Raw genomic sequence first — 22,259 nt, 5'->3', positions numbered from 1 at the left:
CGGAGCCGTACGCGGTGGTTATGATCGGGCCAGAGACGCCCGCACCCGCTGGAGACCGGTGACCGAGCCCCCGCACCACGGCAACCGCCCGCTCGCGTCCTTCGCGGCGGCGGCCAGAGCGTTGCTCGACCTCGGGCGGCTGCGTGACGTGCCGGTCGTCGTGATGCTGGCCTGGGTGGGCTGGCTCGCCATCCCATGGCCGACCGTCGGCCCCGCGCAGGCGGGCAGCGCCGCGGGCCAGCCGCTCCACGCGGGCGACGCCGTCCCGCCGCCGTTCGACGAACCATCCCTCGGCCGCGCCCAGTCCTTCCACGGCCAGTCCTTCCACGGCCGGCCCCTCCGCGCAGAGCCGCTTCACCTCGGGGACGGGGCTTCGCCTCGGGGCGGCGCTTCCCTGCGGGACGGAGCTTCGCCTCAGGACGGGGCTTCCTCACGGGACGGGGCTTCGCCTCGGGATGTCGGCGAGGTCATCGCCGCCGAGCGGGAGCGCATCGCCGCGGAGGTGCACGACGCCGCCGGGCACAGCCTGGCGGCCATCGCCATGCAGGCCAAGCTCGCGCTGCTCGTCTGGGACGAAGACCCGCGCCAGGCACGGGAGTCGCTGGAGGCGATCCGCACGACCAGCACGCAGACGCTCGACCGGCTGCGCCTCGCGCTCGACGCCATCGACCCGGGCGGCGGCCACAGCAGCCGCGACGGCCACGACGGCCACGGACGCGCCGATTCCGGCGACGCCGGGACCGACCTGGGCCGGCTGATCGACGGGGTCCGTACGGCGGGGCTGCCGGTCGACGTCGCCCCGGCGGAGCCGTACATCCCGGCCCGGCTTCAGGGGGTCGTCTACCGCGTCGTGCGGGAGTCGCTGACGAACGTGATGCGCCACGCGGGGCCGACCAGTGCCGCAGTGCGGTTCACTTACGACCCCGCCGGGTTCGCGGTCGAGGTCGCCGACCGGGGACGCGGACCGTCGACCGCGGGCGAGGGCCGCGGCCTGGCCGGGATGCGCACGCAGGTGGCGAAGGCGGGAGGGGCTTTCGCGTACGGCTCCCGCGACGGCGGCGGATTCCGCGTCGTCGCGCGCTTCCCGGGCGAGACGGCCTGATGCGGGGAGACGGGCCGACGCGGGGAGACGGGCTGATGGGGGCGGCGAGCCCGGTCGGGGCGCCGACGGGTCCGATACGCGTGGCGCTGGCCGATGACGAGGCCGTCGTCCGGATGGGGCTGAAAGCCATCATCAGCCGGGAACCCGACCTGGAACTCGTCGGTGAGGCCGCCGACGGTTCCGCCGCCCTTGAGGTGCTTCGCACCACCCGTCCTGACATCCTGCTGTTGGACCTACGCATGACGGGGTTGGATGGCATAGACACGTTGCGCGCCATCGCGGCGGACCCGGAGCTGAAGGCGACCCGGGTCATCGTCGTCACCACCTTCGACACCGACCGCTACGTGTTCGCCGCCCTCCAAGCCGGAGCCGGCGGCTTCGTGCTCAAGGACAGCGCACCTGAGGAACTCGCCCACGCCATCCGGGTGGTGGCCTCGGGCGAGGCGCTGCTCTCCCCGTCGGTCACCAGGAAGGTCATCGGCCTGTTCGGCCGCCACGACACCGCCCCCGTCGAAGGGCTCGACACGTTGACCCCCAGGGAGCGGGAGATGGTGGCCTGGGTCGCCACCGGCCGCTCCAACGACGAGATCGCCGCCGAACTCGTCATCAGCCCCGACACGGTGCGCACCCACGTGAGCCGCGCCATGGTGAAACTGGGCGCCCGCGACCGCGCGCAACTCGTCGTGTTCGCCGTCAGATCCGGGCTCGCGGTTCCCTGAGGAAGCCCTTGTATTCGCGCTGCCCCACCTGCGCCTCGATCTGCTTCACCGTGTCGAGGCCCACACCGACCATGATGAGGATCGACGCGCCGCCGAAAGGGAAATTCTGCTGGCTCGAAGGGTCGCGCAGAACAATGAACGCGACGATGGGAATCAAGGAGAGCACTCCCAGATAGAGAGCGCCGGGAGCCGTCAGGCGGGAAAGCACGAACCCCAGATATTCGGCCGTGGGGCGGCCGGGGCGGATACCCGGCACGAACCCTCCGTTGCGCTTCATGCTCTCGGCCACCTCCACCGGGTTGAAGGTGATGGAGACATAGAAATACGTGAACGCCACGATCAGCAGGAAATACAGCGTCATGTAGACGGGGTGGTCGCCCGACACGAGATAGCGTGAGACCAGTTCCGCGACCGGGCCGGTGCCACCCGTGAACTGCACCACCAGGTTCGGCAGCATCAGCATGGACGACGTGAAGATGACGGGGACGATGCCGGCCTGGTTGACTTTCAGGGGCAGGTAGGTGGTGCTCCCGCCGTACGATCTCCGTCCCACCATCCGTTTGGCATATTGCACGGGCACACGCCGCTGGCCCTGCTCCATGAACACCACCGCGGCCATGAGGAATACCCCCGCGACCAGCATCACCACCAGCGCGAACGGGTTGACCTTCAAAATGTTCGACATATACGACGGGAACACGGCGACGACCTGAGTGAAGACCAGGAGCGAAATGCCGTTGCCGACGCCGCGATCGGTGATCAGCTCACCCAGCCACATCGTCACGCACGCCCCGGCCACCATGACCGCCACGATCAACGTGGCCGCCCACACCCCGTCGTCGTGCAGCACCGGGCGAGTGCAGGAGGGGAAGATCTGCCCGTTGCGCGCCAGCGCCACCACCGTCGTCGCGTGCGGCAGCGCCAGGCCGACCGTCAGATAGCGGGTGTACTGCGTGATCTTCGCCTGTCCCTGCCCGCCTTCCTTTCTCAGTGCTTCAAGACGCGGGATGATCACCGTGAGCAACTGCACCACGATGCTCGCGGTGATGTACGGAATCACCCCGAGAGCGAACACCGACAGCTTCAGCATCGCGCCGCCGCTGAACAACTGCAGCATGTCCAGGGCCCCGCCGTTCGCCCCGCTCAAGCACTGCTGCACGGCGGTCACGTCCACGCCCGGCGCCGGGAGGATCTGACCGACCCTGAACAGGGCGAGCATCGCCAGCGCGAAGAGCATTTTCTTCCGCAGGCCGGGCACGCGGAAAGCACGGATGAGAACGGTTGGCATGCGCTGATTGTGACCGGGCCCCTACGGCGTGGTCATCCGCTCGCCGGAGGCTTCGCCGTACGCGGATCTGCGTATGCGCCGAGGAACCGCTCAGCACCCAAGTTTTCCATCGGCCATCTTGCCGGATTAGGTTAGGCAAAGCTAAGTTCGAGGAGAACCTGCACATAAGGGAAAGCAGCACCAGTATGACCGTCACCAGTGAGCAGAGCGTCGAGCAGGCCGAGGAGATCCCGAGTCAGCGCGTGTTCCGGGTCGAGGTGATGAGGGCGGTACGGCTCAGCACGAGCTTCATCCGGGTCACCTTCACCGGCGATGATCTACGCTACTTCGCGGACAACGGATACGACCAGCGCATCAAGGTGGTCCTTCCCCATGCGGAAGGCGGTTTCCACCACTTCCCGGAAAACGGCCGCGACTGGTACCAGAGGTGGCGGGCACTTCCCTCCGAGCGGAAGAACCAGTTCCGCACCTACACCGTGCGCGCCGTACGGCAGGATCAGGCGCAGGTCGACGTGGATTTCGTGCTTCACGGCGACAGCGGGCCCGCGTCCCGGTGGGTCGCGAGGGCGCAGCCCGGCGCCCCGGCCATCCTCGTCGGGCCGAACGCCGCATACGGCGCAGTGCACGGCGGCCTGGAATGGCGTCCGCCCGCGGAGGCGACAAGTGTGCTGCTGGCAGGGGACGAGACCACCGTGCCGGCGATCACCAACATCATCGAGACACTGCCCGCGGGGGTCCGGGCGCGGGTGCTACTCGAAGTGCCGGCCGCCGACGACGCCCTGCCCATCGCCGCAGGACCGGACGTGGAGATCTCCTGGCTCGCGCGCGGCACCGCGGCACACGGCGAACTGCTGGTGCCCGCCGTACGGCAGGCCGCCCTCTCGGTGGCGGTTGCCGGTTCGGGCGCCGACAAGACCTTGAACGACGTTGACGTCGACACGGACATCCTCTGGGAGGTCCCGGACCCCCAGAACGGCACGTTCTACGCATGGCTCGCGGGAGAGGCCGGAGTCGTCAAGACTCTCCGCCGCTACCTCGTGCAAGAACTCGGCGTGGACCGCCGCGCCGTCGCGTTCATGGGCTACTGGCGGACGGGACGCTCCGAGCCCAACTGACCCCGTCCCCCACCGACCTCGCATGCGACCGTCTGGCACGATGGACGATAAATGCGACATGACACACCGGATATCAAGCTGTTCCTGCCCTCACAAGCGGACGAACGGCTGAAGGCCGACACGCACCGGATCATCCACGCGGTCGCGTCCCTCGGCGGCGCGGTCGGATACGCCGCACCGCCGAACCGGGACGAGACCGACCCATGGCTCGACTCCCTGTTCCACTCGATCGCTCACGGCGACGCCGCGATGGCCGTCGCGCTGGTGAACGAGCGTCCCGAGGCGATCGGCTTCTGGGTACGGCAGAGCGCACCGGTCTTCCGCCATTCGGCGGAACTGCGGAAGATCATGGCCCATCCCGCCGCGCGCGGGCTGGGTCTGGGCGCCCTCGTGGTGGAGGCCCTTGTCGACGACGCAAGAAAAGCGGGCCTGGAAACCCTGCACCTCGGGGTGCGGGGCAACAACCACGGAGCGATCGAGCTATACGAACGGTACGGCTTCCGCGAATGGGGGCGGCTGCCCAACGTCATCGAGGTCGGCGACCTGCGGTTCGATGACGTACGCATGTATCTCGAACTCGGCCGCGCCCCCGGCGTCGTGCTGTGCGGGTCGGCGCCCGAAGGGCCCGGATCGTCGCCGCGGCGGTCGCCGTCGCCGTGAACAGCTGGTTGAACGGCAGGTCGAACAGCGTGTCGAACGGCAGGTCGAACGGCGTGTCGAACGGCAGGTCGAACGGCGTGTCGAACGGCGGCACGAGCGTTTCGGTGGTCGGCGGAAAGCGCTGAATTTGCGCAGCCTCGGTACGATGCCCAGGTAACCCGACCCCCGTATACGACCAGGTGACTTTCCTCATGGATGAATTGGGCCAGACCGCCGAAGGGACCGTGCGCCCCATCTGCTTCGTCGGCGACCCGGTGCTTCACCGCCCCTGCGAGACGGTGACCGCTTTCGACGACGAGCTGGCGACGCTGGTGCAGGACATGTTCGCGAGCATGTACGCCGCCCGGGGCGTCGGCCTTGCCGCCAACCAGATCGGCGTGGCTCTGCGGGTGTTCGTCTACGACTGCCCGGACGAGACGGAGGAGCACCAGGTCGGCGTGGTCGTCAACCCCACGCTGCAACTGCCCGGCATAGGCGATCGGCGACTTGAGGACTACGAGGAGGGCTGCCTGTCGGTGCCCGGCCAGCGCGCGTCGCTGCCCCGCCCCGACCACGCTGTGATCCACGGCTTCGACGTCACCGGCGCGCCCATCACCGTCGAAGGCACCGGCCTGCTGGCCCGCTGCTTCCAGCACGAGACCGACCACCTTGAGGGAACGCTCTACATCGACCGCCTTCCCGCCAAAAGGCGCAAGGCGCTCCTCGCCGCCTACGAGGAAGAGCTCCGCTCAGACACCCCGGCCTGACGTCCCGGGGCACGCCCCCGGGCCCCTGTGCTGGGCCCGGGGGCCTACCCGGCCGTGCGGGGCGGGCCTGCTAAGGACGCGTGGTCACGATACCGAGGCTGCGCCAGTGAGCCATGTCACCGTATTCCAAAAACGTCGCCGCAGGCCCATCCGCAGACAAAGCACTCAGGACCTCGACGAACCCGGCACCGCCGGCGCTGGAGCCGGTGTCGCCACCGGCCGCGGAGGACGCGACGGGCGTGGCGCCGCCGCGCGTCTCGGGCGCTGCGGGGGCACTGACGTCTCCCCCTCCCCCACGTCCCGCGAGAAACACACCGGCCACTGCGAGAACGGTTCCATATCCGCGCATAGCGGCGGACTTCACGGGCATACGCCGCCGTTCAACTACCTTCATCACATCTATCACGATGAACTGTTTCCTCCGCAGGTTCACCATCCCGGGGAGTTGTGGACCGGTTCTGGATGGCGGCGCGCAGCGACGTCGAGGCTCCAACAACGAGAAAGCGTGAAATCGGGTCGAGGCAGGCTATTTAAGGGCGCCGAGGAACTCTTCGGCGAGATCAAGTAGGTGCCGGTCATCACGGGCGGTGTGCTGAAGATCCAGGATGATCTCGTGGACTCCGGCCTCGACGGCCGAGCCGAGGTAATCGACGATCTGCGACACCGTTCCCTCGTGGGGCACGCTTTCCGGCGCCGCGGGAGTCTCGGTGACAAGGGGGTTCGCGCGCAACACGATGCGCAGCGCGTCCGGGTCGCGGTCGGCTTCTTCCGCGCTGTGCCGTACGACATCCCACATGGCGGTCAGCTTGGGCACCGGAAGCGTGGCCGTGAGCCAGCCGTCGGCGCGGCGTCCGATGCGGCGCAGGGCGGCCGGCACGAACCCTGCGAGATAGAGCGGTGGACGGCGCGCCGGCTTGGGCCAGATATGGCTGGGCACGATGCGCCAGTGCTCGTCCTCGTATGACACGGGATCGGTGGTCCAGATGGCATCGAGCACGTCCAAGGCTGCTTCGAGCCGGGCCGCCCGTGCTCGCCATGGCACACCCACCGCCGCGTACTCGTCCGATGACCAGCCGAGGCCGAGTCCCACGCAGAGCCGTCCGCCGCTGAGATGGTCGACCGTGGCGAGGGACCGGGCGAGGAGAGCGGGGGGATACCAGCAGGCGTTGAGTGCGCTGGCTCCCAGCCGTACCGTCGTCGTGTTCGCCGCGGCGACCGACAGGACCGCGATCGGGTCGAGAAAGGTCTCCTGCGCCGGCGGGATCTTTCCGCCACCGCCGGGATAGGGGTCCTTTGGTGCGAGCGGGGTCAGCAGCCGATCGCCCACCCATAGACTGGTGAATCCCAACGACTCACTTTCCCGAGCCACCCGTTGCAGGCTCTCCAGTGATGCAAATCGCCCATATTGCGAAATAGCCAGACCGATCTCCACGCCCGATCCCATCGTTGAACGTTCAGAGTTTCGCAGCCGTCTATCGTCAGACTTTGCGCCCGACCCCGCATAAAAGCAGTGATTCCTCAGGCCGGGCCATCAACTCCTGGTCTTCCCCATCCCATTCGGACACCCATACCAGGCCCGGATCGACCAGCTCGAACTCCTCGAACATCGCCATGATTTCGGCCCGCGTACGCAACACCAGCGGCGATGTCGCCCGCTCATACGCCGAGGTGCCCGCCTGCACCGCCGCCGCGCGCGCTTCGCGATTGCCGTGCGACAGGACAAGGTAACTGCCGGGCGCGAGCGCGGAACGCAACGTGCGGAGAATCCCCGCGGGGTCGTCCGCATCCCTGATGAAGTGCATGATGGCCACGAGGAGCAGGCCCACCGGCCTGGAGAAGTCGATGGTGTCGAGCACGTCCCGGTGCCGCAGGATCCCCTCGGGTCTTCGCAGATCCCCCTGTACCACCGTGGTGTCGCCGCCCCCGCTCAGCAGCGCCCTCGCATGCGCAAGCACCACGGGATCATTGTCGACATAGACGACACGGGCCCCGGGGGCCACCTCGGCCGCCACCTCATGCACGTTGCCCCGTGTCGGCAGGCCGGTGCCGATGTCCAGAAATTGCGTGATGCCTTCGCGGGCCAGACGGCGTACGGCGCGGCCGAGAAACGCGCGATTCTCCCGAGCCGCCATGCGCAACTCGGGGGCGACGGCTAAAATCCTGTCGGCCGCCTCCCGGTCTGCCGGGAAATTGTCTTTGCCGCCCAGATAATAGTCGTAGAGCCTCGCGACGTTAGGGGTGTTCGGGTCAAACCCCATGGCCTCGCCATCGTGCCCCAAGCTGGACTCCCCGCAAGCTTCGACGTTGCGGCGAGCATAACAATCTTCCCTCTTTCCCCGCACCATCTTGATTGCCCACGTTTCACCAGATAACCCGACATATACCCCAAATAGCGTTGGCTTGTGACACCGCACCCCACGACCCCACGCCGCCGTCACGCGCCCCTCCGCCAGGCTCATGCCGTACGGCTCGCGCCCCCCACCCCGCGCACCCTGACCGCACCCCGACCCCGCCGCCGCGCCCCTCCCCGCCGCAGCACTCCGGCAGACGGACACCACCCACCACGTAAAGCCCTCAACCCCGCACCCGGCCCACGAAGGTTCCCCCAAGGAGCCACAGGCCATCGCGGGTAGTTGCGGGCGATCACGGGCGATCACGGGCGTTCGCGGGCGTTCGCGGGCGAAAGCCGTACGCGACGCCCGAACCGCCCTCGAAACGGTCCCGCACGTGCCCCGTGATCCCGCCGGCGGCCCCGGCCGGGCGGGCGAGACCCGGAAAGTGTCGCCCGGGTCTGGTAGGACAGGATCCGCCAATCCCCAGCCAAGGACCATCGCCATGATCGAGCACGACCCTCGCCACTCCTACCCGCATGACTACAACGACACCTATGCGGGTCTCCCCGTCGCGTCCGCTCCCCTACCGGGCGATGCCCCCGACCGGGAGCTGCCCGACGCCGCCGCGGCGGCGTGGCGGCTCGAGGCCAACACCGACGACCCCGGACTGGACGACAAGTTCGAAGAGGTCTTCGCCCGTTTCCTTACGCGCATGGACACGGCCCGGGTCACCGCCCTGCTCGTCGGCGGCTGGGAGAACAGCTACGAGGTCGACTCCAGCCACGTCGTGCGACTCTTCGTGGAGAACGCCGAGCGTTTCCCCGCGCTCCGGTCGCTGTTCTTCGGCGCGATACCGAGCGAGGTGGCCGAGATCTCCTGGATCCAGCAGTCCGACGTGACGCCGCTGCTCAAGGCGTTCCCGGCGCTGGAGCGGCTGGACGTGCGCGGAGGCGGCATGCCGGCCCTCCAGCCGATCAGGCACGAGGCGCTGCGGATGCTGCGCCTGGAGTCCGGCGGCCTCGGCGCCGACGTGGTGCGCGCGGTCGGCGAGTGCGAGCTGCCCGCGCTCGAATACCTGGAGTTGTGGCTCGGCGTCGAGCAATACGGCGGCGACGCCGCGGTGGCCGATCTGGGCGCCATCCTGTCGGGCGAGCGCCTGCCCTCCCTGCGGCACCTCGGCCTGCAGAACGGCGAGATCCAAGACGAGGTCGCCGCCGCGGTGTCCGCCGCTCCGATCGTCGCGAGGATCGAGTCGCTGAGTCTGTCGATGGGCGTGCTCACCGACACCGGCGCGGAGGCCCTCCTGTCCGGCCAGCCGCTGACCCACCTGCGCCGGCTCGACCTCCACCACCACTTCCTCACCGACTCCATGATCGAGCGCGTGACCGACGCCCTGCCGGGCGTCGACGTCGACCTCTCCGACCAGGAGGAGCCCGAGGACGAGTGGTTCTACACCGCGGTGAGCGAGTGACATGAGGCTCGCCGTGGTCGGCACGCCGGGAGACCGGCGCGTCACGATGTTCCGCGACGCCGCCGTGGCGCGGGGGCTCGCCGAGCCGCACGTCGTCGCCTGGCGCGACGTGCTGTCCGGAGTCACACCGGAGCTGCCGCCAGGCACCCTGGTCCGCGTCGACTCCCCCGGGGAGGACGCCGAGACCGACGCTCTGCTGCGCGGCCCCGGCGACCCGACACGCGTCGGCGGCGGCGCCGCCTGGCACACCGGCTTCATGAAGGGCCTGTCCACGGTGGCCTCCTTCGCCGGCGCCGGCCTGCTCGACGACATCGACGAGATCGCCGTCATGTTCGACAAGCGGCTGAGCCACGCCCGCCTCAGCGAGGCGGGCGTGCCCGTGCCAGCGGCGCTGCCCGGCCCGATCAGCTCCTATGCCGCCCTGCGCGAGCAGATGGCGGACGCCGGCTGGTCCCGCGTGTTCGTGAAGCCCGCGCACGGTTCCTCCGCGTCCGGCGTGATCGCCCTGCAGGCCCTGGGCAGCCGCATCAGAGCCGTCACCTCGGCGGCCTGGGTGAGCGGCGGGCTGCACAACTCCCTGCGCGTCCGCGCCTACGAGAGCGAGCCCGACGTGCGGGCGCTCGTCGACGTGCTCGCCCCCGACGGCCTCCACGTCGAACGCTGGTTCCCGAAGGCGTCCTACAACGACATGGCCTTCGACCTGCGTGTCGTCACCGTCGTGGGCGTCCCCACGCACGCCGTCGCACGCGCAAGCCGTACGCCGATGACCAACCTCCACCTCGGCGGCGTGCGCGGCGACCTCGGCCTCATCCGCGAGCGCCTGGGCCCCGCCAGGTGGGGGCAGTGCCTGCGCGTGTGCGCCGACGCCGCCGCCTGCTTCCCCCGCAGCCTGCGCGTGGGCGTCGACCTGATGGTCGGCGCCGACTGGCGTTCCCTCGCCGTGGCCGAAGTCAACGCCTTCGGCGACCTGCTGCCCGGTCTCGGCGCCCTCAACGGCGACAGCGACGACACCTACACGGCGCAGGTCCGCGCCCTCATCGCAGGGTGGCGCCCACCTGCCCGCCGCCCCTCAGACGCCCCCCACCGCCAACCCGCCCCACTGTGACGCCCCACTGCGACACCCCACTGCGAACCCCGCCCCGCTCTTTCTCCGGCCCGCGTCATCTGTGCCCGATGCGACGTTGACCATAGGCCGACTCCCTTCTGACCAGGAAATTCATGGGTGTCGGTCATGTTCGAGGGCTAGCGTCAAGGGGAAATCCGGACATCCTGATCGCCCCGGAGTCGCTCATCCCTTCACCACGCCGAATAGGAACAATCTTCTCAGACACGTATCAACCTCAGCTCTTAGAGCTCTCGCGGCCACCGCATATTTCGATGACTTCGATTTGGTTCTGATTGAGCTCTTGCGCAGATTCACGCCAGTCCGAGTCTGCACAGTTAACGATGACCGACCGCCGTCCGTCCGCGACGACCGTGGCTACGAACTTGTGATCAGATGGATCGAACTTCCGCAGACCATCAGGGACTTCGCTATAGGAACCATGACCATCAGGAGTTATATCAACTTTCTGAACGCGACGAGGATCGGCCTGCGTGAGATGCAGATGAAGAAAGAACCGGTCACCTACCCCAGGCTGACCTCTATACGAGCAGTACCTTTGATACTCCTCGAATATTTGTTGTGAGTTGTCCAGGACGACCACTCCGCGACTCTCGGCATGCTCCAGAAAGCTAATCGCCGAAATCACGCATTCATCACTCACGTGATCAGCTTCTCCGTTGGAGACGATCAGCACGTTGGTGTCAATCACGACACGGGACGGGTGGCTCAAGTCGACTTCTCTTTGGCCGCCCGGTCGCGCGCCGCACGATTCATCGCCGCAGCCTCTGCGAACTGGTTACCAAAGAAATCTTCTGGCCAATTGGTGATGTTGCCGAACGGGTCTAGCCCCAGCCTACTGATCGTAGACGCAGATCCTTCCGCATGACAGAAATACAGAAGACAGTCTTCCGGCTCAAGCGTTACGCCTCTACCGATCTCTCTTTCCGCGAGCCGACGCTGCAGGCGCTGCAGAAAATGCTCAGAGTGACTTTCAACCACAACCTGAATTTTGCGGACCATGGCGGCTTCTATCACCACATCTGCGAGTGCGCTTTGCACTGCAGGATGCAGGTGAATTTCGGGCTGCTCAAGGAGCACTGTCGCCCCCTCGGGAGCGTAAGCCAGAAGGACCAATACCGGTAGCACCTGGCTGACCCCGAAGCCGACATCCGTAAGAAGAACCGGGGTGCTGCCTTGCGAGCGTCTCACCTGAACACGGTAGAGCGTTGCCCTGTCGTCAACCGCCTCCACCGCGAAGGAATGGATCAGCCCCAGCTCTTGAAGCCATGCTGCTACATGTTCTTCCACAGTGATCAGTTTAGTGCGACGTGGCCCATCTTTTCGGATTGTGAAACCGCGCGAATTGGTTTTGCCATCGACTTGAGAAGCAATAAGCGCATCAACCGCAAGCTCACCCCTTCTACCAACATCGACAGGCCTGCCTCCGGACCAGATGTATTGACGCGCCGGATCCTGCCTTAGAGGACCGAGATAGTATATCCGCTCACAGAGGTTCTCGAATTGGAGCTCAAGATCGGACAGGAAGGCCGCATTCTGATAGTAGGCACGCACCTGGTCGGGAAAGCTGTAAAATTTTCCTGGGGACGGCAGTGGCCACGGCCTACCTGATACACGCTTGAAACGATACCCATCGGAGCTTAGTGCGTATTCATCTTTCCCGCTGCTTCGCGCCAACGAGAAACGGAGATCGCCCAGCCCGTACTCGACCTGTTGAACCACAGGGAATGAACGCACGTCCCGGACCTGCACGGAGATACCAAGATCCCGACTAGAGGCGATCAGATCCTGCCCCTTCGTCTCCGTGTTTCGGATTTCAAAGGCCTCGTCCTCGCGCCACTCGATCTCAACTCCAACGGTGCGCTCGGAGGCATGCTGGAAAGTAATATCGTTAAACGTTCCCAGGCTTACGAGCGAAGCCGCCCCACCCAGATCGAACACGCGCCCCCTGTCCGCAGACTCAGCGGTTTGCTTGAGCAGCAATAGGCTTTGCAGGAAACTCGTCTTTCCAGACGAGTTACTACCAAAGAACGCGGTTATAGGGCCGAACTCGACATTTCCACTGTCTTCCCATGCCTTGAAGTTTTGAAGTCTTAGATTTGTTATCATCTGATCTTCGTCTCTCCAACATTCACGGCAAGCACAGTTGCGCTCCAGACGAATATCTTAGTAGTTGCAGGTCGCGAGCCACCGGCCCTACACGAGCATCCAGAACCCCGTCCGATCTGGCGATGACCCCGAGCTGCCATCTGTTAACCATACCCGCGCTCTAGCGCAAGCCCTCCATAAAGCCAACTCTGCGCTGTTGTCCGCCGCGCCATCGAAGGTCTGCAAGATGCCTATTCGGCTGCCCCTGTTCTCATCAGTCCGCCGAGCACCGTCCGGCGCCCGTGTCAGGCCAAGCAGGCGTCCCGGCCCGCGCAGTCGTATCCCCCGATCGCCTCCCGTCGTCTAGCGGGGGGCCTCGGACCCGAGCCCGGACGTGGCTTCGAAGGCGTCGACCATCTGCTTGGGAGCGGTCAGGCACCACGCCTCGGCGACCAGCTCTAACAGCTCATCGGCCTCGATGCCGGCGAGGTGCACCACCACCCACCCGAAGCGGCCCGCGGTGAACTGCGGTTCGAAGACCTCTGGCCGCTCGGCCACCAAGGCGATCTGCTCCTCGATCGTCGCCTTCAGCCCGACGGTCTCCGTGCGCTCCCACAGGTAGCCGAAGCCCTTGCCGCGCACCTTCAGCGCGACCCAGTCACCCGCCTCGAACTGCTCGACACCAGGGAGCCGACCCAGCATCGAAAGGAACTCGTCAACGCGCACAGCCATGGCCACTGGTCTATCAGAGCCCACCGACAATGCGGCTCCCCCCACCGGAGCCCGGTGAAGCCCGCGCCCGGTGAAGCTCCAGCCCGCCGGGCCCCGCCGCTCGCACGGACGACGAGACCGGTGTATCAGCCGACCCCCTTCGCGCATCTCTCAATGCGACACGGCACCCGACACCGGAAGGACGCCACACGATGATCTCCATGACAGCCGCCCCCAAAGGGCAGGGCCCGGGGCGCGCCCGACGCGCTCTCGGCCGCCTGCGCCGGGCGGTCTTCGACCGCCGCGGCATAGTGCGGCGCCTGGCCCGCCTGCTGTCGCTCCGGTCTCGCCGACGCGATCAACCCCGCGACCGACCAAGCGCGAAGCGCCGTTCGGTGCCTCTCGCCCACTACATGCGGCGGCACCAAGGGCAGCAGACCTGCAAGGTGAGAGCGGCGACCTACCTCCGCTGCGACGGCCGCCGACCATGAAATGGCCCACCCTGTTCGGCTGGACGTTCGGCTGGACGTTCGACTGGACGCTGGACCCGACCCCGGCCGACCTCAGTTCATCCCATTCCCAGGCTCCCGAACATCCCGTACGGCACACGCCGGACAAGCCCGCGCCCCGCGCCGATCGGCCAACGCCGGGAGCGGAGCCCCACGACGTGACCGCCGAATGCCGCTACAGGCTGATCGCGGCGCTCCTCCAGGAAGAGATCGCCTTGAACGGTGATGCCTCCGACACGACATCCGCCAGCGAAGGATTCCCCAGCGAGGAGGAGGTGATGACCACCTATCGGTGCACCCGGGGCACAGCCCGTCAGGCGTTGCGCACACTTCGGATCGCGCTCTCGAACGCGGGGTGGCGAAGAGGCGAGGCGGGAGCCGTACGGCCTCCGCCCGGCCGCCCCCCGGATCGAGGACCGCACCCCGCGAAATAACTTCTCCCAGACTATGGTTCACTGAGTGAAGTTTCCCCGCGCGGGCACAACGGTGACACGCGCGGCTTGGAGGCCGACCCCTGCTTTCAGTGTCCGCGACCTGCCGCCCGGCAGTGCCCGCGCACCACAAACGCACCCATTGGAGCGTCCATGTCCGACACCCCGCTCATCTTGATCACCGGAGCCACCGGGCAGCAGGGAGGCGCGGTGGCCCGCCACCTGCTCGCCTCCGGCGATTGGCGGGTGCGGGCACTCGTACGCGACCCGGGCAGCCCGCAGGCTCTCGCACTGCGGGCGGCGGGCGCCGAACTGGTCCAGGGCGACCTCGACGCGCCGGCTTCGGTGCAGGCCGCGGCGACCGGGGCGTACGGCCTGTTCAGCCTCCAGACCTTCACCGGGCCCGGCGGGGTCGAAGCCGAGGTCAGGCAGGCGAGGACGGTGGCCGACGCGGCCAAGGCCGCAGGGGTGCGGCATGTGGTCTACAGCTCGATCGACGGCGCCGAGCGCGACAGCGGAGTGCCGCACTTCCAGACGAAGCACGAGGGTGAGATCTATCTGGACTCCCTCGGCCTGCCGGTGACCGCGCTGCGGCTCGTGTCCTTCATGGACAACTTCAGCACCTACTCGGCGCCGCCGCTGATCGACGGCGAGATCGTGCTGAGCTGGCCGCTCGACCCGGCCACGTCGCTGCAGATGATCGCCGTGGAGGACATCGGCGCGTTCACCGCCCTGGTGTTCTCCCGCCCCGACGAGTTCATCGGCCGCAAGATCCCGCTGGCCGGGGACGAGCTGACCCTGGCTCAGATCGTGGAGACCTTCACCAAGGTCACCGGCATCCCGGCGCGATACGAGCGGCAGGACATCGAGCAGGTTCGGGCTTACAGCGAGGACGCCGCCCACATGTACGAGTTCTTCGCCGAGAAGGGCTTCCAGGCGGACATCCCCGCGCTGCGGGAGATCTATCCGGGGCTGACCACGCTTGAGGGATGGCTGCGCCGTACGGACTGGCAGCCGCAGCCCGCGCCGGAGTTCTGGACGTCCTGAAAGCGACACCGACTCCGCCAGAAGGGGTGTCTAGGGCGTGGTGCGGGGGCGCCACGCCTCAGACCTCCACCCGCGCGATGCCGGGCCGTGCCCCGCTATAACCTGGCAACGTGTCGAGAAGACTGACCTGGGATGACCTCCCCGGTGAGGTCCCCACCGCCATATGCGTGCACACCGGTCCCATACACCGGGTCGAGCACGTTGACTCAGGGTTCAGCAGCCAGATGGCCGTCACGCTGGACACTGCGAGCGGCCGTGTCTTCGTCAAGGGGATGCGGATAGATCACCCAGAGGCGTGGACGCAGGAGCGCGAAGCCAGGCTCAGCCCGCACGTCATCCCGCTCGGGCCTAGGCTGCTGTGGCGCGTCGCGGCCGGCGGCTGGGACCTGCTGGGATTCGAGCACCTTATCGGACGTGGCGCGGAATACGGCACCGCCTCGACCGACCTGCCCCTGGTCGCAGCAGCCATGACCGCCATCGGGCGGCTCCCCCGGCTCGAAGTGGAGCTCGTGCCCATCGAGCAGCGCTGGGGCAACCACCTCGACGATCTCTCGCTGCTCGCCGGCAACACCCTCCTGCACACCGACTGGAACCCCACCAACGTGCTCATCACCGCCAAAGGCGAGGTGCGGCTCGTCGATTGGCCATGGGCCACCCGCGGCGCCGCGTGGATCGACCCGGCCTGCTGGGTCGTCTGGCTGATCTTCGCCGGGCAGACCCCACCCGAGGCCGAACGCTGGGCCGCCAAGGTGCCCGCCTGGTCCACCGCCCCCGCCCGAGGCCTCGACCTGTTCGCCACCGTCCAGGCCCGCTTTTGGAAGAACACCGCCGCGGCCCACTTCAGCCCCTGGACAGACCGCCTCCGCGCCGCCGCCACCCGATGGGCCGCCCACCGCGCCTCCCGCCCCTGACCCGTACGGCGACAGCCCGCCCGACCGGTCACCTGAAAGGGCACCGGCCGCATCCCCGTACGACGCACCCCACAGCCGGGCGTTCCCCCCGACCGCGCATCTCCGATCAATATGGGCGTCCCTCTGGTCCGCCACCCGGAACGGCCAACACACAGATAGCCTCAAATCCGGACGGGCCACCCTTAAGACCCACAGCTTCGGCCACTTCGGCCACGACAAAAATCGCTTTCGCGACTCGCGTCAGACGTCAAGATCTCGCTCCGGCGACAATAGATTCCACAAGTCTTAGATGACGCACGCCAGGCCGTACCCAGTCGTCCATACGACAACGACGTGACCTCATTGCCAAACCTCACACCATGGCACACAGAGCGCATATAGGCCGCTGGCTGCACATCCAAAAAGGCATCCCATCAAAAAGCCGCCAGAACCAGCACGATTGCTTCCGTTTACTTGATCACGAGATTACGATCCAGGAGGGCCGCCCGACCACAGGCCTCAGAACATCACCCACGGATCCCACACGAAAGAATCAGACACAATGTCCACTTCACTGATCGACACGACAGCGCTGGGGCCACTTACCTCCGTCCCGCAGTGTGTGGACAACCAGTTCTTAGTGAAAAGCCTCTACAGCAAGATCGCCGGAAGAACACCTCTAAGGAGCGTACTGGAGGGCGTTCTCGAGAACCGTGAAGCCGATCGCCCCCTCCACGATCATGAGCGCAGCTCAAAAATCGAGTATCTCCGTTCCCTGATCTACTCCCGCCAGGTCGTGGTCAACCGAGCGGCCTTCTGGAACAACCCGCTCTTCATCTCCTCCACACTGGGAGACGACAGAAAAGGGCTCATAAGCCTGATAGCCAACCAGGCGATCGTCCCGTTTCTCTACTCGGAGTCGGAATTCGAGGCCCGCCCCACGTTCGACGTCCTTCCCGACGGCCAGCGGGCCGTGGAGAGCCTGGCAGGCGACGCGGACCTCTCCCGACTCGTGTGCGTGCGCCTCGGCGGAGAAGACGCCGGCGACAACGCCATACGCCGGGCGGACATGGCGGGAGAGTTCCGGACCCAGCTCACTCGGCTACTCGATCGAGACGACCCCGAACTGGCGTATCGCCACCTCGCCAAGGTGCTCCTCAAAAAGGAAAGGAGCCGGAAGGGCCGCATCGACGAATTAGCGGGGCAACTGAAATCCGCCTCCGAGTGGATCCGGGCCGAACGCCCCAACCGAGACGGCATCTACGGCCACCTCATCACCACAGGCAATCCGAGCGACGGGCTCTACCGCACCGACCCCTTCACGTTCGAGCTCAAGAAGTGGATCGACCTGGCCTACAACGCCAACCTCCCCAAGTTCCTCGGCGTCCTGATGTTCGTCCCCCACGACTTCCCCTCACCGACAGACGCCGGCATGACCTGGGGCTTCGGACAGACCGCCAAAACCCTCCCCGGCTCCGCCGACTCGGCTCTCGAAGAAATCATCGAACGGGCGGAAAGCGAAGCCACCTGGCAGGCATGGAACACGGTCAACCAGGAGGCGAACCTCGCCATCCCCGCACCGCACGAGCTGAACCACAACGACATCCTGGAACTCCGCAGCCTCCCCGAGTGGGAGACGATGATGGAGCGCCTCGAAACCCATCTCAGCAGGCCACTGGACATGGACGACCTGCGGGAGTTCCAGCAGGCGTACAGCGACTTCCTGAAGGCCCAGGAAGCCTGGTGGCTCTCCGGGCGAGGAAAAGATCGACGGCAAGAGCTGACCTCCGGCGTGGCGAAGGTCTACCGGGTCGGCGACTGGATGATCGGACTGCTCACCGTCGGCGAAAGCCTCTTCCCCCTGCTGCCCGACGTACCACTCCCTCCCCTCCCTCCCTCCGGGCTCGTCAACCTCACCGTCGAGACCGCGCTCTACCTGTTCCAGCGAGGCAGGGTCGACCTGCAGCGAAGCCAGTTGGTACGTCAGCTCCGCACCCAACAAGGCGTGACGCGGGAAAGATTGCTTGAAATAGAGCGGTCCCTGCAAAACCTTCGCCAGCGGCTCGACCCACGAGACGCGCCCGAAAACACCCACGGCCTCGCCCAAGAGCAGGATCCGTGATACACACACGAGGTCCCCTCCATCAAACATGCCGCCCATAGCGCCACCGGGGCGCCGCATGCGAGACAAAGGAGATCCAGGGTTCATCGTGTTGACACAGCACCAACGTGAGGCACTCGACCAATACTTCGAACTGAAGGACCGCTACCCCAAGCTCTTCGAAGAGCGGAACAGCCGTCCGATCACCCTCGATCGCAGAGCCCTGCAAAGCTATGCCGAAAAGCACGGCATAGTCCTAGGAGTGGCCGCGGAGACGCCATACGTTCTCCTTCTCGTCGACCTCGTCAGCACGACCCGACCGGACGGGTCGATCTTTGAGTTCCCTTACTTCCGCACGATTTACCGGAAACAACTGGAAGGCGCCACCAACGCGGTCGTGCTCGGCACGATCGCGAACCCCGACCTCGGCCCAGAAGGCGCCATCGTCCTACTGGGCCAGGAGCGCCACGCCACAGGCTCACGCCACGTCGAACTCCCCAGAGGTTTCGGAGAGCAGGGCATATCCGGCGAGGAGAACGCACTGAAGGAGCTTCGCGAGGAGACGGGATTCGTCGGCCGAGCCGACAGCGTAACCTTGCTGGGCGAGACCTTCACCGACACGGGCCTGACCGACGCACGCGTATCGTTCTACCACGTGGAGATCGTTGATCGAGGCTCCGAGAGCACAGAAGCATTTGAAGTGAAGAAAAGCGTGGAACTGGTCTCCGAGAAAGAGCTGTGGAACCGGATACGCGACGGCGACATGACCGACGCGTTCACCATTCAAGCAATGACCTTGTGGAGCACACGCGACCGACGCGGAGGCGGTTAGCCCACCTGGGCACGCACCTTGGGAACGGACATCTCGGGGACCGCGCACTCGGCTTCCGGAGGGATCGCAACGCGGCGACCGCCTCCCGGATCAGGCGGGCAGAGAGGCGAGCCAGCCGATCAGGATCTCGTTGACCTCGTCTCGCCGTTCCTGTTGGATCCAGTGGCCGCAGCCGTCGAGTATGTGCGAGGAGACCAGGCCCGGCAGCGTGACGGGGAATGCCTTGATGGCGTCGGCCATCCAGGTGGTCGACGCGTCCAGCGCACCTCCGACGAACAGCGACGGCTGAGTGATGGGGGAACCGTCGAAGTCGGCGAGGTCCTCCCAGTCCCGGTCCATGTTCCGGTAGCGGTTGAGAGCTCCGACCAAACCGGTCCGCTCGAACTCCGCGGCGTAGACATCGAGGTCGGCCTCGCTCAGCCAGGCGGGCAGCCGACCGGCGGGGAACCGGTCACGCAGCCTCCCGCCCTTGAACACGAAGTGCGGGTCGGGGGCATCGGCGGGGGGCATCGTGTCGGCGGACAGGGCGGCGTACATCCCGGCGAGCCAGCCGCGGACGTCTGGTTCGATCTCGGCCTCGGCCCGTCCGGGCTTCTGGAAGTAGCTGACGTAGAACTCCTCGTCTCCGCCCATCCGCGAAAAGATCTCGGTCGGGCGCGGTCCGCCGCGCGGCGCGTAGGGCACGCTCAGCAGCCCGACCGCGCGAAAGACGTCGGGCCGTACGAGGGCGGAGTCGGCGGCGATCGTCGCGCCCCAGTCGTGGCCCACGATCACCGCTGTCTGCTCGCCCAGGGCATGTACGACGGCGGCGTTGTCCTCGACGAGCTCCAACATCCGGTATGCGGCTATGTCGTCGGGCTTGGAGGACCGGCCATAGCCGCGGACATCGACGGCGACGGCCCGGTAGCCGGCCGCAGCCAAGGCCGACAGTTGGTGACGCCAGGAAAACCACGACTCAGGGAACCCGTGCACCAGCAGCACCAGCGGCCCGGTGCCCTGCTCCACCAGGTGGACACGACCAGCGGGAGACGAGACCAGACGATGCTTGACCTGTGCGGCAGGATCGGACTTCGACATCAATCCCCCAAAACTTTGGACCCTCGTGCGCCCGGGTGCGGACGACGCCGACGCACCAGGCGATGGCTCTTGCGCCAAGCATCAGCTAAACGGTGATGCGGCAGTGAATCCTGTTGCCACTTCGGCAAATACTGCCACCGCCCCACCCAGCGCTTGCCTCCAGCGGGTAGCCCGAGAATGCGAAAGGGCCTGCGTTTCCGCAGGCCCAACCGTGTGCTGCTGGTGCCCCCTGCAAGATTCGAACTTGCGCTCCCGGCTCCGGAGGCCGGTGCTCTATCCCCTGAGCTAAGGGGGCTTCAACGGCACCAAGGTTACCAGTAGTTGAGGGCGGTCGTGACGTTGTCGGCAGGCGACGGCGCATCGGCGGAAAACCCCACGCGGTGGGGCTTGGAGGGGTTAGCCTCGCCGCCGTGAGTGAGGTACTGGGGAAAGTGCTCGTGGTCGACGATGACGAGGTCATCCGGCAGCTCATCGCCGTCAATCTGACGCTTGAGGGCTTTCAGGTGGAGACGGCCACCGATGGGCAGGACTGCCTGGATCGGGTCCTTGATGTCATGCCTGATGTTGTGACGCTGGACGTCATGATGCCTCGGCTGGACGGGTGGGTCACGGCATCGCGACTGCGGACGGACGAGGACACCAAGCACATCAGGGTCGTCCTCATCACGGCGCGCGCACAGGTGGACGACCGGCGGCGGGGGCTGGGCATCGGGGTGGACGCCTACCTGACCAAGCCGTTCGATCCGGCCGAGTTGATCCAGGTGGTTCGGGATCTCGCGGCGATGGAGCGCAAGCCGTAGCCCGGCCCGGCGTTCGGAGTCGGCTTTGGGGGCTGTGCCGTACGGCATGAGCCCCCAAAGCGTGGTTCCGTGGTGATTGGCCCAGATTGCCGGTAGGGAAATGGCTCTAACGCTGAGCCGCCTGAGGGCTTAACGTCGAGAAACGTGATGTCCATGTCCACGTTGACGGCGTTCGCGGCTGCCTCCTTGGTGTTGGTGGCCGTTCCTGGGCCGAACCATCTCTACATCGTCGCCAGGAGCGTCGCGCAGGGGCGGCCGGCCGGGTTGGCGTCGGCGCTGGGCGTGGAGATCGGGACGCTGTGTCACATCGCGGCGGCGGCTGCGGGTCTGTCCTATGTGGTCGCACAGTCGGCGACGCTGTTCGAGATGCTCAAGTGGGCGGGGGCGGCATATCTGATCTATTTGGGCATCCGCACGCTTCTCACCCGTGACCGGCCCGAAGGGCAGGCCGTGAAGGCGCAGTCATTGTGGCGGGTCCTCTCCGAGGGAGTCGTGGTGAACATCCTGAATCCCAAGGTCGTGCTGTTCTTCTTGGCGTTTCTTCCCCAGTTCGTCGACCCGGCCGCGGGATCGGTGCCGCTTCAGATAGTGGTGCTGGGGCTGGTGCTGATGTCGCTGGGATTGACGTCGAACATCCTTTACGCCCTGTTCGCAGGAACTCTGGGCAGCCGCATAAAAGGCCACATGACGGGGCTGCGGTGGTTCAGCGGCGTGGTGTACCTCGGGCTCGGAGTGGCCACTGCGTTCACCGGACGGCGTCCGCTGTGAACGCAGATGCGGCGTTGGCGAAATCACCGAGAAGCCGGGCCAGGGCACGCGGGTCGGCCAGGGCGCCGAGATGCCCGGTGCGAGGCAGCACATAGAGACGACCGTGGCGGCAGGCACGGAGAAACTCCCGTTCATCCATGCGAAACGGATCACGGGATCCGTTGATCAGCCAGACCGGCCCGGGGTAGGAGGCGACCGCCCCGAGCGGGTCAAAGGCCGACACTGCCGCCACGGTTCCCCCAACCGCCTCGCAGGCAAGGCCGCCTTCGACCCATGGCCTCACCTGGGCGCCCCGGGAGCATGCGGCGCAATGCGTAGGCGCTGAGCGCATTGGCATGGTCCGGATATCGCGACGCTAGAGAGGTTTAAAGGCTGAGGTTAGGGCGGCTGGAAGTCCAGCCCCGTCTTGGCGATGAACCCGGCGATGAGGTCAGGCCTGCGCTGCACA

The 22,259-nt window shown here is 66.6% G+C and carries 24 protein-coding genes and 1 tRNA gene; 16 read left to right on the top strand and 9 right to left on the bottom strand.

Annotation, left to right across the window (positions count from 1 at the left end):
* Positions 1–58 precede the first annotated feature (58 nt).
* Both BLQ73_RS06575 and BLQ73_RS06570 read left to right on the top strand, forming a co-directional pair.
* On the top strand, positions 59–1,102 hold the full coding sequence (locus BLQ73_RS06575; RefSeq protein WP_093169337.1) for a sensor histidine kinase: 1,044 nt from the start codon (positions 59–61) through the stop codon (positions 1,100–1,102).
* Between the two features lie 35 nt (positions 1,103–1,137).
* On the top strand, positions 1,138–1,821 hold the full coding sequence (locus tag BLQ73_RS06570) for a response regulator (RefSeq protein ID WP_093169335.1): 684 nt from the start codon (positions 1,138–1,140) through the stop codon (positions 1,819–1,821).
* Here BLQ73_RS06570 and secY read toward each other — a convergent pair.
* Positions 1,796–3,109 (bottom strand): preprotein translocase subunit SecY, encoded by a 1,314-nt coding sequence (gene secY / locus BLQ73_RS06565; protein ID WP_093169333.1) that lies wholly within the window; start codon positions 3,107–3,109, stop codon positions 1,796–1,798. The genes BLQ73_RS06570 and secY overlap by 26 nt on opposite strands.
* Before the next feature lie 185 nt (positions 3,110–3,294).
* Here secY and BLQ73_RS06560 point away from each other — a divergent pair, with 185 nt between their 5' ends.
* The 4 genes from BLQ73_RS06560 to def all read left to right on the top strand — a co-directional run bounded on the left by BLQ73_RS06560 (position 3,295) and on the right by def (position 5,630).
* Positions 3,295–4,224, top strand: coding sequence for a siderophore-interacting protein (locus tag BLQ73_RS06560; protein WP_093169331.1), 930 nt, complete (start codon positions 3,295–3,297; stop codon positions 4,222–4,224).
* A gap of 51 nt (positions 4,225–4,275) precedes the next feature.
* Positions 4,276–4,884, top strand: coding sequence for a GNAT family N-acetyltransferase (locus tag BLQ73_RS06555; protein WP_093169329.1), 609 nt, complete (start codon positions 4,276–4,278; stop codon positions 4,882–4,884).
* Positions 4,881–5,009 carry a hypothetical protein gene (locus BLQ73_RS34475; protein ID WP_275936266.1) on the top strand — a complete coding sequence of 43 codons (129 nt, stop codon included), beginning with the start codon at positions 4,881–4,883 and terminating at the stop codon, positions 5,007–5,009. Before BLQ73_RS06555 ends, BLQ73_RS34475 begins: the two co-directional genes overlap by 4 nt.
* Positions 5,010–5,075: 66 nt before the next feature.
* Positions 5,076–5,630, top strand: a complete 555-nt coding sequence (gene def, locus BLQ73_RS06545; protein WP_093169325.1) for a peptide deformylase — start codon at positions 5,076–5,078, stop codon at positions 5,628–5,630.
* A gap of 526 nt (positions 5,631–6,156) precedes the next feature.
* Here the strand turns inward: def and BLQ73_RS06540 are convergent.
* Both BLQ73_RS06540 and BLQ73_RS06535 read right to left on the bottom strand, forming a co-directional pair.
* Entirely contained in the window at positions 6,157–7,074 is a 918-nt protein-coding gene (locus BLQ73_RS06540) for a TIGR03619 family F420-dependent LLM class oxidoreductase (RefSeq protein ID WP_093169323.1), read from the bottom strand.
* Positions 7,075–7,108: 34 nt separating this feature from the next.
* The gene (locus BLQ73_RS06535; RefSeq protein WP_245690845.1) at positions 7,109–7,909 is read right to left on the bottom strand and encodes an SAM-dependent methyltransferase; all 801 of its coding nucleotides are present in this window, start codon (positions 7,907–7,909) and stop codon (positions 7,109–7,111) included.
* Positions 7,910–8,465: 556 nt separating this feature from the next.
* Between BLQ73_RS06535 and BLQ73_RS06530 the strand changes: the two genes are divergently transcribed.
* Both BLQ73_RS06530 and BLQ73_RS06525 read left to right on the top strand, forming a co-directional pair.
* Positions 8,466–9,434, top strand: coding sequence for an STM4015 family protein (locus BLQ73_RS06530; protein WP_093169319.1), 969 nt, complete (start codon positions 8,466–8,468; stop codon positions 9,432–9,434).
* Between the two features lies 1 nt (position 9,435).
* Positions 9,436–10,539, top strand: a complete 1,104-nt coding sequence (locus tag BLQ73_RS06525; protein ID WP_176955308.1) for an STM4014 family protein — start codon at positions 9,436–9,438, stop codon at positions 10,537–10,539.
* A gap of 235 nt (positions 10,540–10,774) precedes the next feature.
* Here the strand turns inward: BLQ73_RS06525 and BLQ73_RS06520 are convergent, their stop codons facing one another.
* The 3 genes from BLQ73_RS06520 to BLQ73_RS06510 form a co-directional block, all read right to left on the bottom strand.
* Positions 10,775–11,248: a hypothetical protein gene (locus BLQ73_RS06520; protein ID WP_245690844.1), complete on the bottom strand. Its 474-nt coding sequence runs from the start codon at positions 11,246–11,248 to the stop codon at positions 10,775–10,777.
* Between the two features lie 17 nt (positions 11,249–11,265).
* Positions 11,266–12,666: a DUF3696 domain-containing protein gene (locus BLQ73_RS06515; RefSeq protein WP_093169318.1), complete on the bottom strand. Its 1,401-nt coding sequence runs from the start codon at positions 12,664–12,666 to the stop codon at positions 11,266–11,268.
* A 342-nt stretch (positions 12,667–13,008) separates the two neighbouring features.
* Positions 13,009–13,347 carry an MmcQ/YjbR family DNA-binding protein gene (locus BLQ73_RS06510; RefSeq protein ID WP_420819996.1) on the bottom strand — a complete coding sequence of 113 codons (339 nt, stop codon included), beginning with the start codon at positions 13,345–13,347 and terminating at the stop codon, positions 13,009–13,011.
* 221 nt (positions 13,348–13,568) lie between these two features.
* Between BLQ73_RS06510 and BLQ73_RS31015 the strand changes: the two genes are divergently transcribed.
* From BLQ73_RS31015 to BLQ73_RS06485, 6 genes are all read left to right on the top strand, one after another.
* Positions 13,569–13,847 carry a hypothetical protein gene (locus tag BLQ73_RS31015; protein WP_143020158.1) on the top strand — a complete coding sequence of 93 codons (279 nt, stop codon included), beginning with the start codon at positions 13,569–13,571 and terminating at the stop codon, positions 13,845–13,847.
* Positions 13,844–14,299, top strand: coding sequence for a GntR family transcriptional regulator (locus BLQ73_RS06505; RefSeq protein WP_093169316.1), 456 nt, complete (start codon positions 13,844–13,846; stop codon positions 14,297–14,299). The genes BLQ73_RS31015 and BLQ73_RS06505 overlap by 4 nt, the downstream gene beginning before the upstream one ends.
* A gap of 150 nt (positions 14,300–14,449) precedes the next feature.
* On the top strand, positions 14,450–15,343 hold the full coding sequence (locus tag BLQ73_RS06500) for an NmrA/HSCARG family protein (RefSeq protein WP_093169314.1): 894 nt from the start codon (positions 14,450–14,452) through the stop codon (positions 15,341–15,343).
* Positions 15,344–15,453: 110 nt separating this feature from the next.
* Entirely contained in the window at positions 15,454–16,254 is an 801-nt protein-coding gene (locus BLQ73_RS33840; protein WP_143020157.1) for an aminoglycoside phosphotransferase, read from the top strand.
* 541 nt (positions 16,255–16,795) lie between these two features.
* Positions 16,796–18,355 carry a hypothetical protein gene (locus tag BLQ73_RS06490; RefSeq protein ID WP_143020156.1) on the top strand — a complete coding sequence of 520 codons (1,560 nt, stop codon included), beginning with the start codon at positions 16,796–16,798 and terminating at the stop codon, positions 18,353–18,355.
* Positions 18,356–18,443: 88 nt separating this feature from the next.
* On the top strand, positions 18,444–19,166 hold the full coding sequence (locus BLQ73_RS06485; RefSeq protein WP_176955307.1) for an NUDIX hydrolase: 723 nt from the start codon (positions 18,444–18,446) through the stop codon (positions 19,164–19,166).
* Positions 19,167–19,256: 90 nt separating this feature from the next.
* Here BLQ73_RS06485 and BLQ73_RS06480 read toward each other — a convergent pair whose 3' ends face one another.
* Positions 19,257–20,243 (bottom strand): alpha/beta fold hydrolase, encoded by a 987-nt coding sequence (locus BLQ73_RS06480; protein ID WP_093169306.1) that lies wholly within the window; start codon positions 20,241–20,243, stop codon positions 19,257–19,259.
* Positions 20,244–20,463: 220 nt separating this feature from the next.
* Positions 20,464–20,538: transfer RNA gene (locus BLQ73_RS06475), tRNA-Arg, on the bottom strand.
* A 115-nt stretch (positions 20,539–20,653) separates the two neighbouring features.
* Between BLQ73_RS06475 and BLQ73_RS06470 the strand changes: the two genes are divergently transcribed.
* Both BLQ73_RS06470 and BLQ73_RS06465 read left to right on the top strand, forming a co-directional pair.
* Positions 20,654–21,043 carry a response regulator transcription factor gene (locus BLQ73_RS06470; RefSeq protein ID WP_245690843.1) on the top strand — a complete coding sequence of 130 codons (390 nt, stop codon included), beginning with the start codon at positions 20,654–20,656 and terminating at the stop codon, positions 21,041–21,043.
* Positions 21,044–21,196: 153 nt separating this feature from the next.
* A complete protein-coding gene (locus BLQ73_RS06465) occupies positions 21,197–21,811 on the top strand; it encodes a LysE family translocator (protein ID WP_245690842.1) in 615 nt (204 codons plus the stop codon).
* On the opposite strand, the gene BLQ73_RS06460 is transcribed toward BLQ73_RS06465, so the two are convergent.
* Positions 21,789–22,034 carry an alpha/beta fold hydrolase gene (locus BLQ73_RS06460; RefSeq protein WP_093169302.1) on the bottom strand — a complete coding sequence of 82 codons (246 nt, stop codon included), beginning with the start codon at positions 22,032–22,034 and terminating at the stop codon, positions 21,789–21,791. The genes BLQ73_RS06465 and BLQ73_RS06460 overlap by 23 nt on opposite strands.
* Positions 22,035–22,259: the final 225 nt, after the last annotated feature.

It is taken from the genome of Sinosporangium album, from assembly GCF_900100605.1.
In the GTDB taxonomy this organism is placed as follows: domain Bacteria; phylum Actinomycetota; class Actinomycetes; order Streptosporangiales; family Streptosporangiaceae; genus Sinosporangium; species Sinosporangium album.
This window is presented reverse-complemented; position numbering and strand designations above follow the sequence as displayed.

Bases quoted from the DNA above. Each gene is read 5' to 3' on its own strand.
- def (WP_093169325.1), top strand. From the start codon at position 5,076: ATGGATGAATTGGGCCAGACCGCCGAAGGGACCGTGCGCCCCATCTGC.
- BLQ73_RS06500 (WP_093169314.1), top strand. From the start codon at position 14,450: ATGTCCGACACCCCGCTCATCTTGATCACCGGAGCCACCGGGCAGCAG.
- BLQ73_RS06505 (WP_093169316.1), top strand. From the start codon at position 13,844: ATGAAATGGCCCACCCTGTTCGGCTGGACGTTCGGCTGGACGTTCGAC.
- BLQ73_RS06515 (WP_093169318.1), bottom strand. From the start codon at position 12,666: ATGATAACAAATCTAAGACTTCAAAACTTCAAGGCATGGGAAGACAGT.
- BLQ73_RS31015 (WP_143020158.1), top strand. From the start codon at position 13,569: ATGATCTCCATGACAGCCGCCCCCAAAGGGCAGGGCCCGGGGCGCGCC.
- BLQ73_RS06560 (WP_093169331.1), top strand. From the start codon at position 3,295: ATGACCGTCACCAGTGAGCAGAGCGTCGAGCAGGCCGAGGAGATCCCG.
- BLQ73_RS06570 (WP_093169335.1), top strand. From the start codon at position 1,138: ATGGGGGCGGCGAGCCCGGTCGGGGCGCCGACGGGTCCGATACGCGTG.
- BLQ73_RS06490 (WP_143020156.1), top strand. From the start codon at position 16,796: ATGTCCACTTCACTGATCGACACGACAGCGCTGGGGCCACTTACCTCC.
- BLQ73_RS06525 (WP_176955308.1), top strand. From the start codon at position 9,436: ATGAGGCTCGCCGTGGTCGGCACGCCGGGAGACCGGCGCGTCACGATG.
- secY (WP_093169333.1), bottom strand. From the start codon at position 3,109: ATGCCAACCGTTCTCATCCGTGCTTTCCGCGTGCCCGGCCTGCGGAAG.
- BLQ73_RS06510 (WP_420819996.1), bottom strand. From the start codon at position 13,347: ATGCTGGGTCGGCTCCCTGGTGTCGAGCAGTTCGAGGCGGGTGACTGG.
- BLQ73_RS06465 (WP_245690842.1), top strand. From the start codon at position 21,197: ATGTCCACGTTGACGGCGTTCGCGGCTGCCTCCTTGGTGTTGGTGGCC.
- BLQ73_RS06530 (WP_093169319.1), top strand. From the start codon at position 8,466: ATGATCGAGCACGACCCTCGCCACTCCTACCCGCATGACTACAACGAC.
- BLQ73_RS06555 (WP_093169329.1), top strand. From the start codon at position 4,276: ATGCGACATGACACACCGGATATCAAGCTGTTCCTGCCCTCACAAGCG.
- BLQ73_RS06480 (WP_093169306.1), bottom strand. From the start codon at position 20,243: ATGTCGAAGTCCGATCCTGCCGCACAGGTCAAGCATCGTCTGGTCTCG.
- BLQ73_RS06540 (WP_093169323.1), bottom strand. From the start codon at position 7,074: ATGGGATCGGGCGTGGAGATCGGTCTGGCTATTTCGCAATATGGGCGA.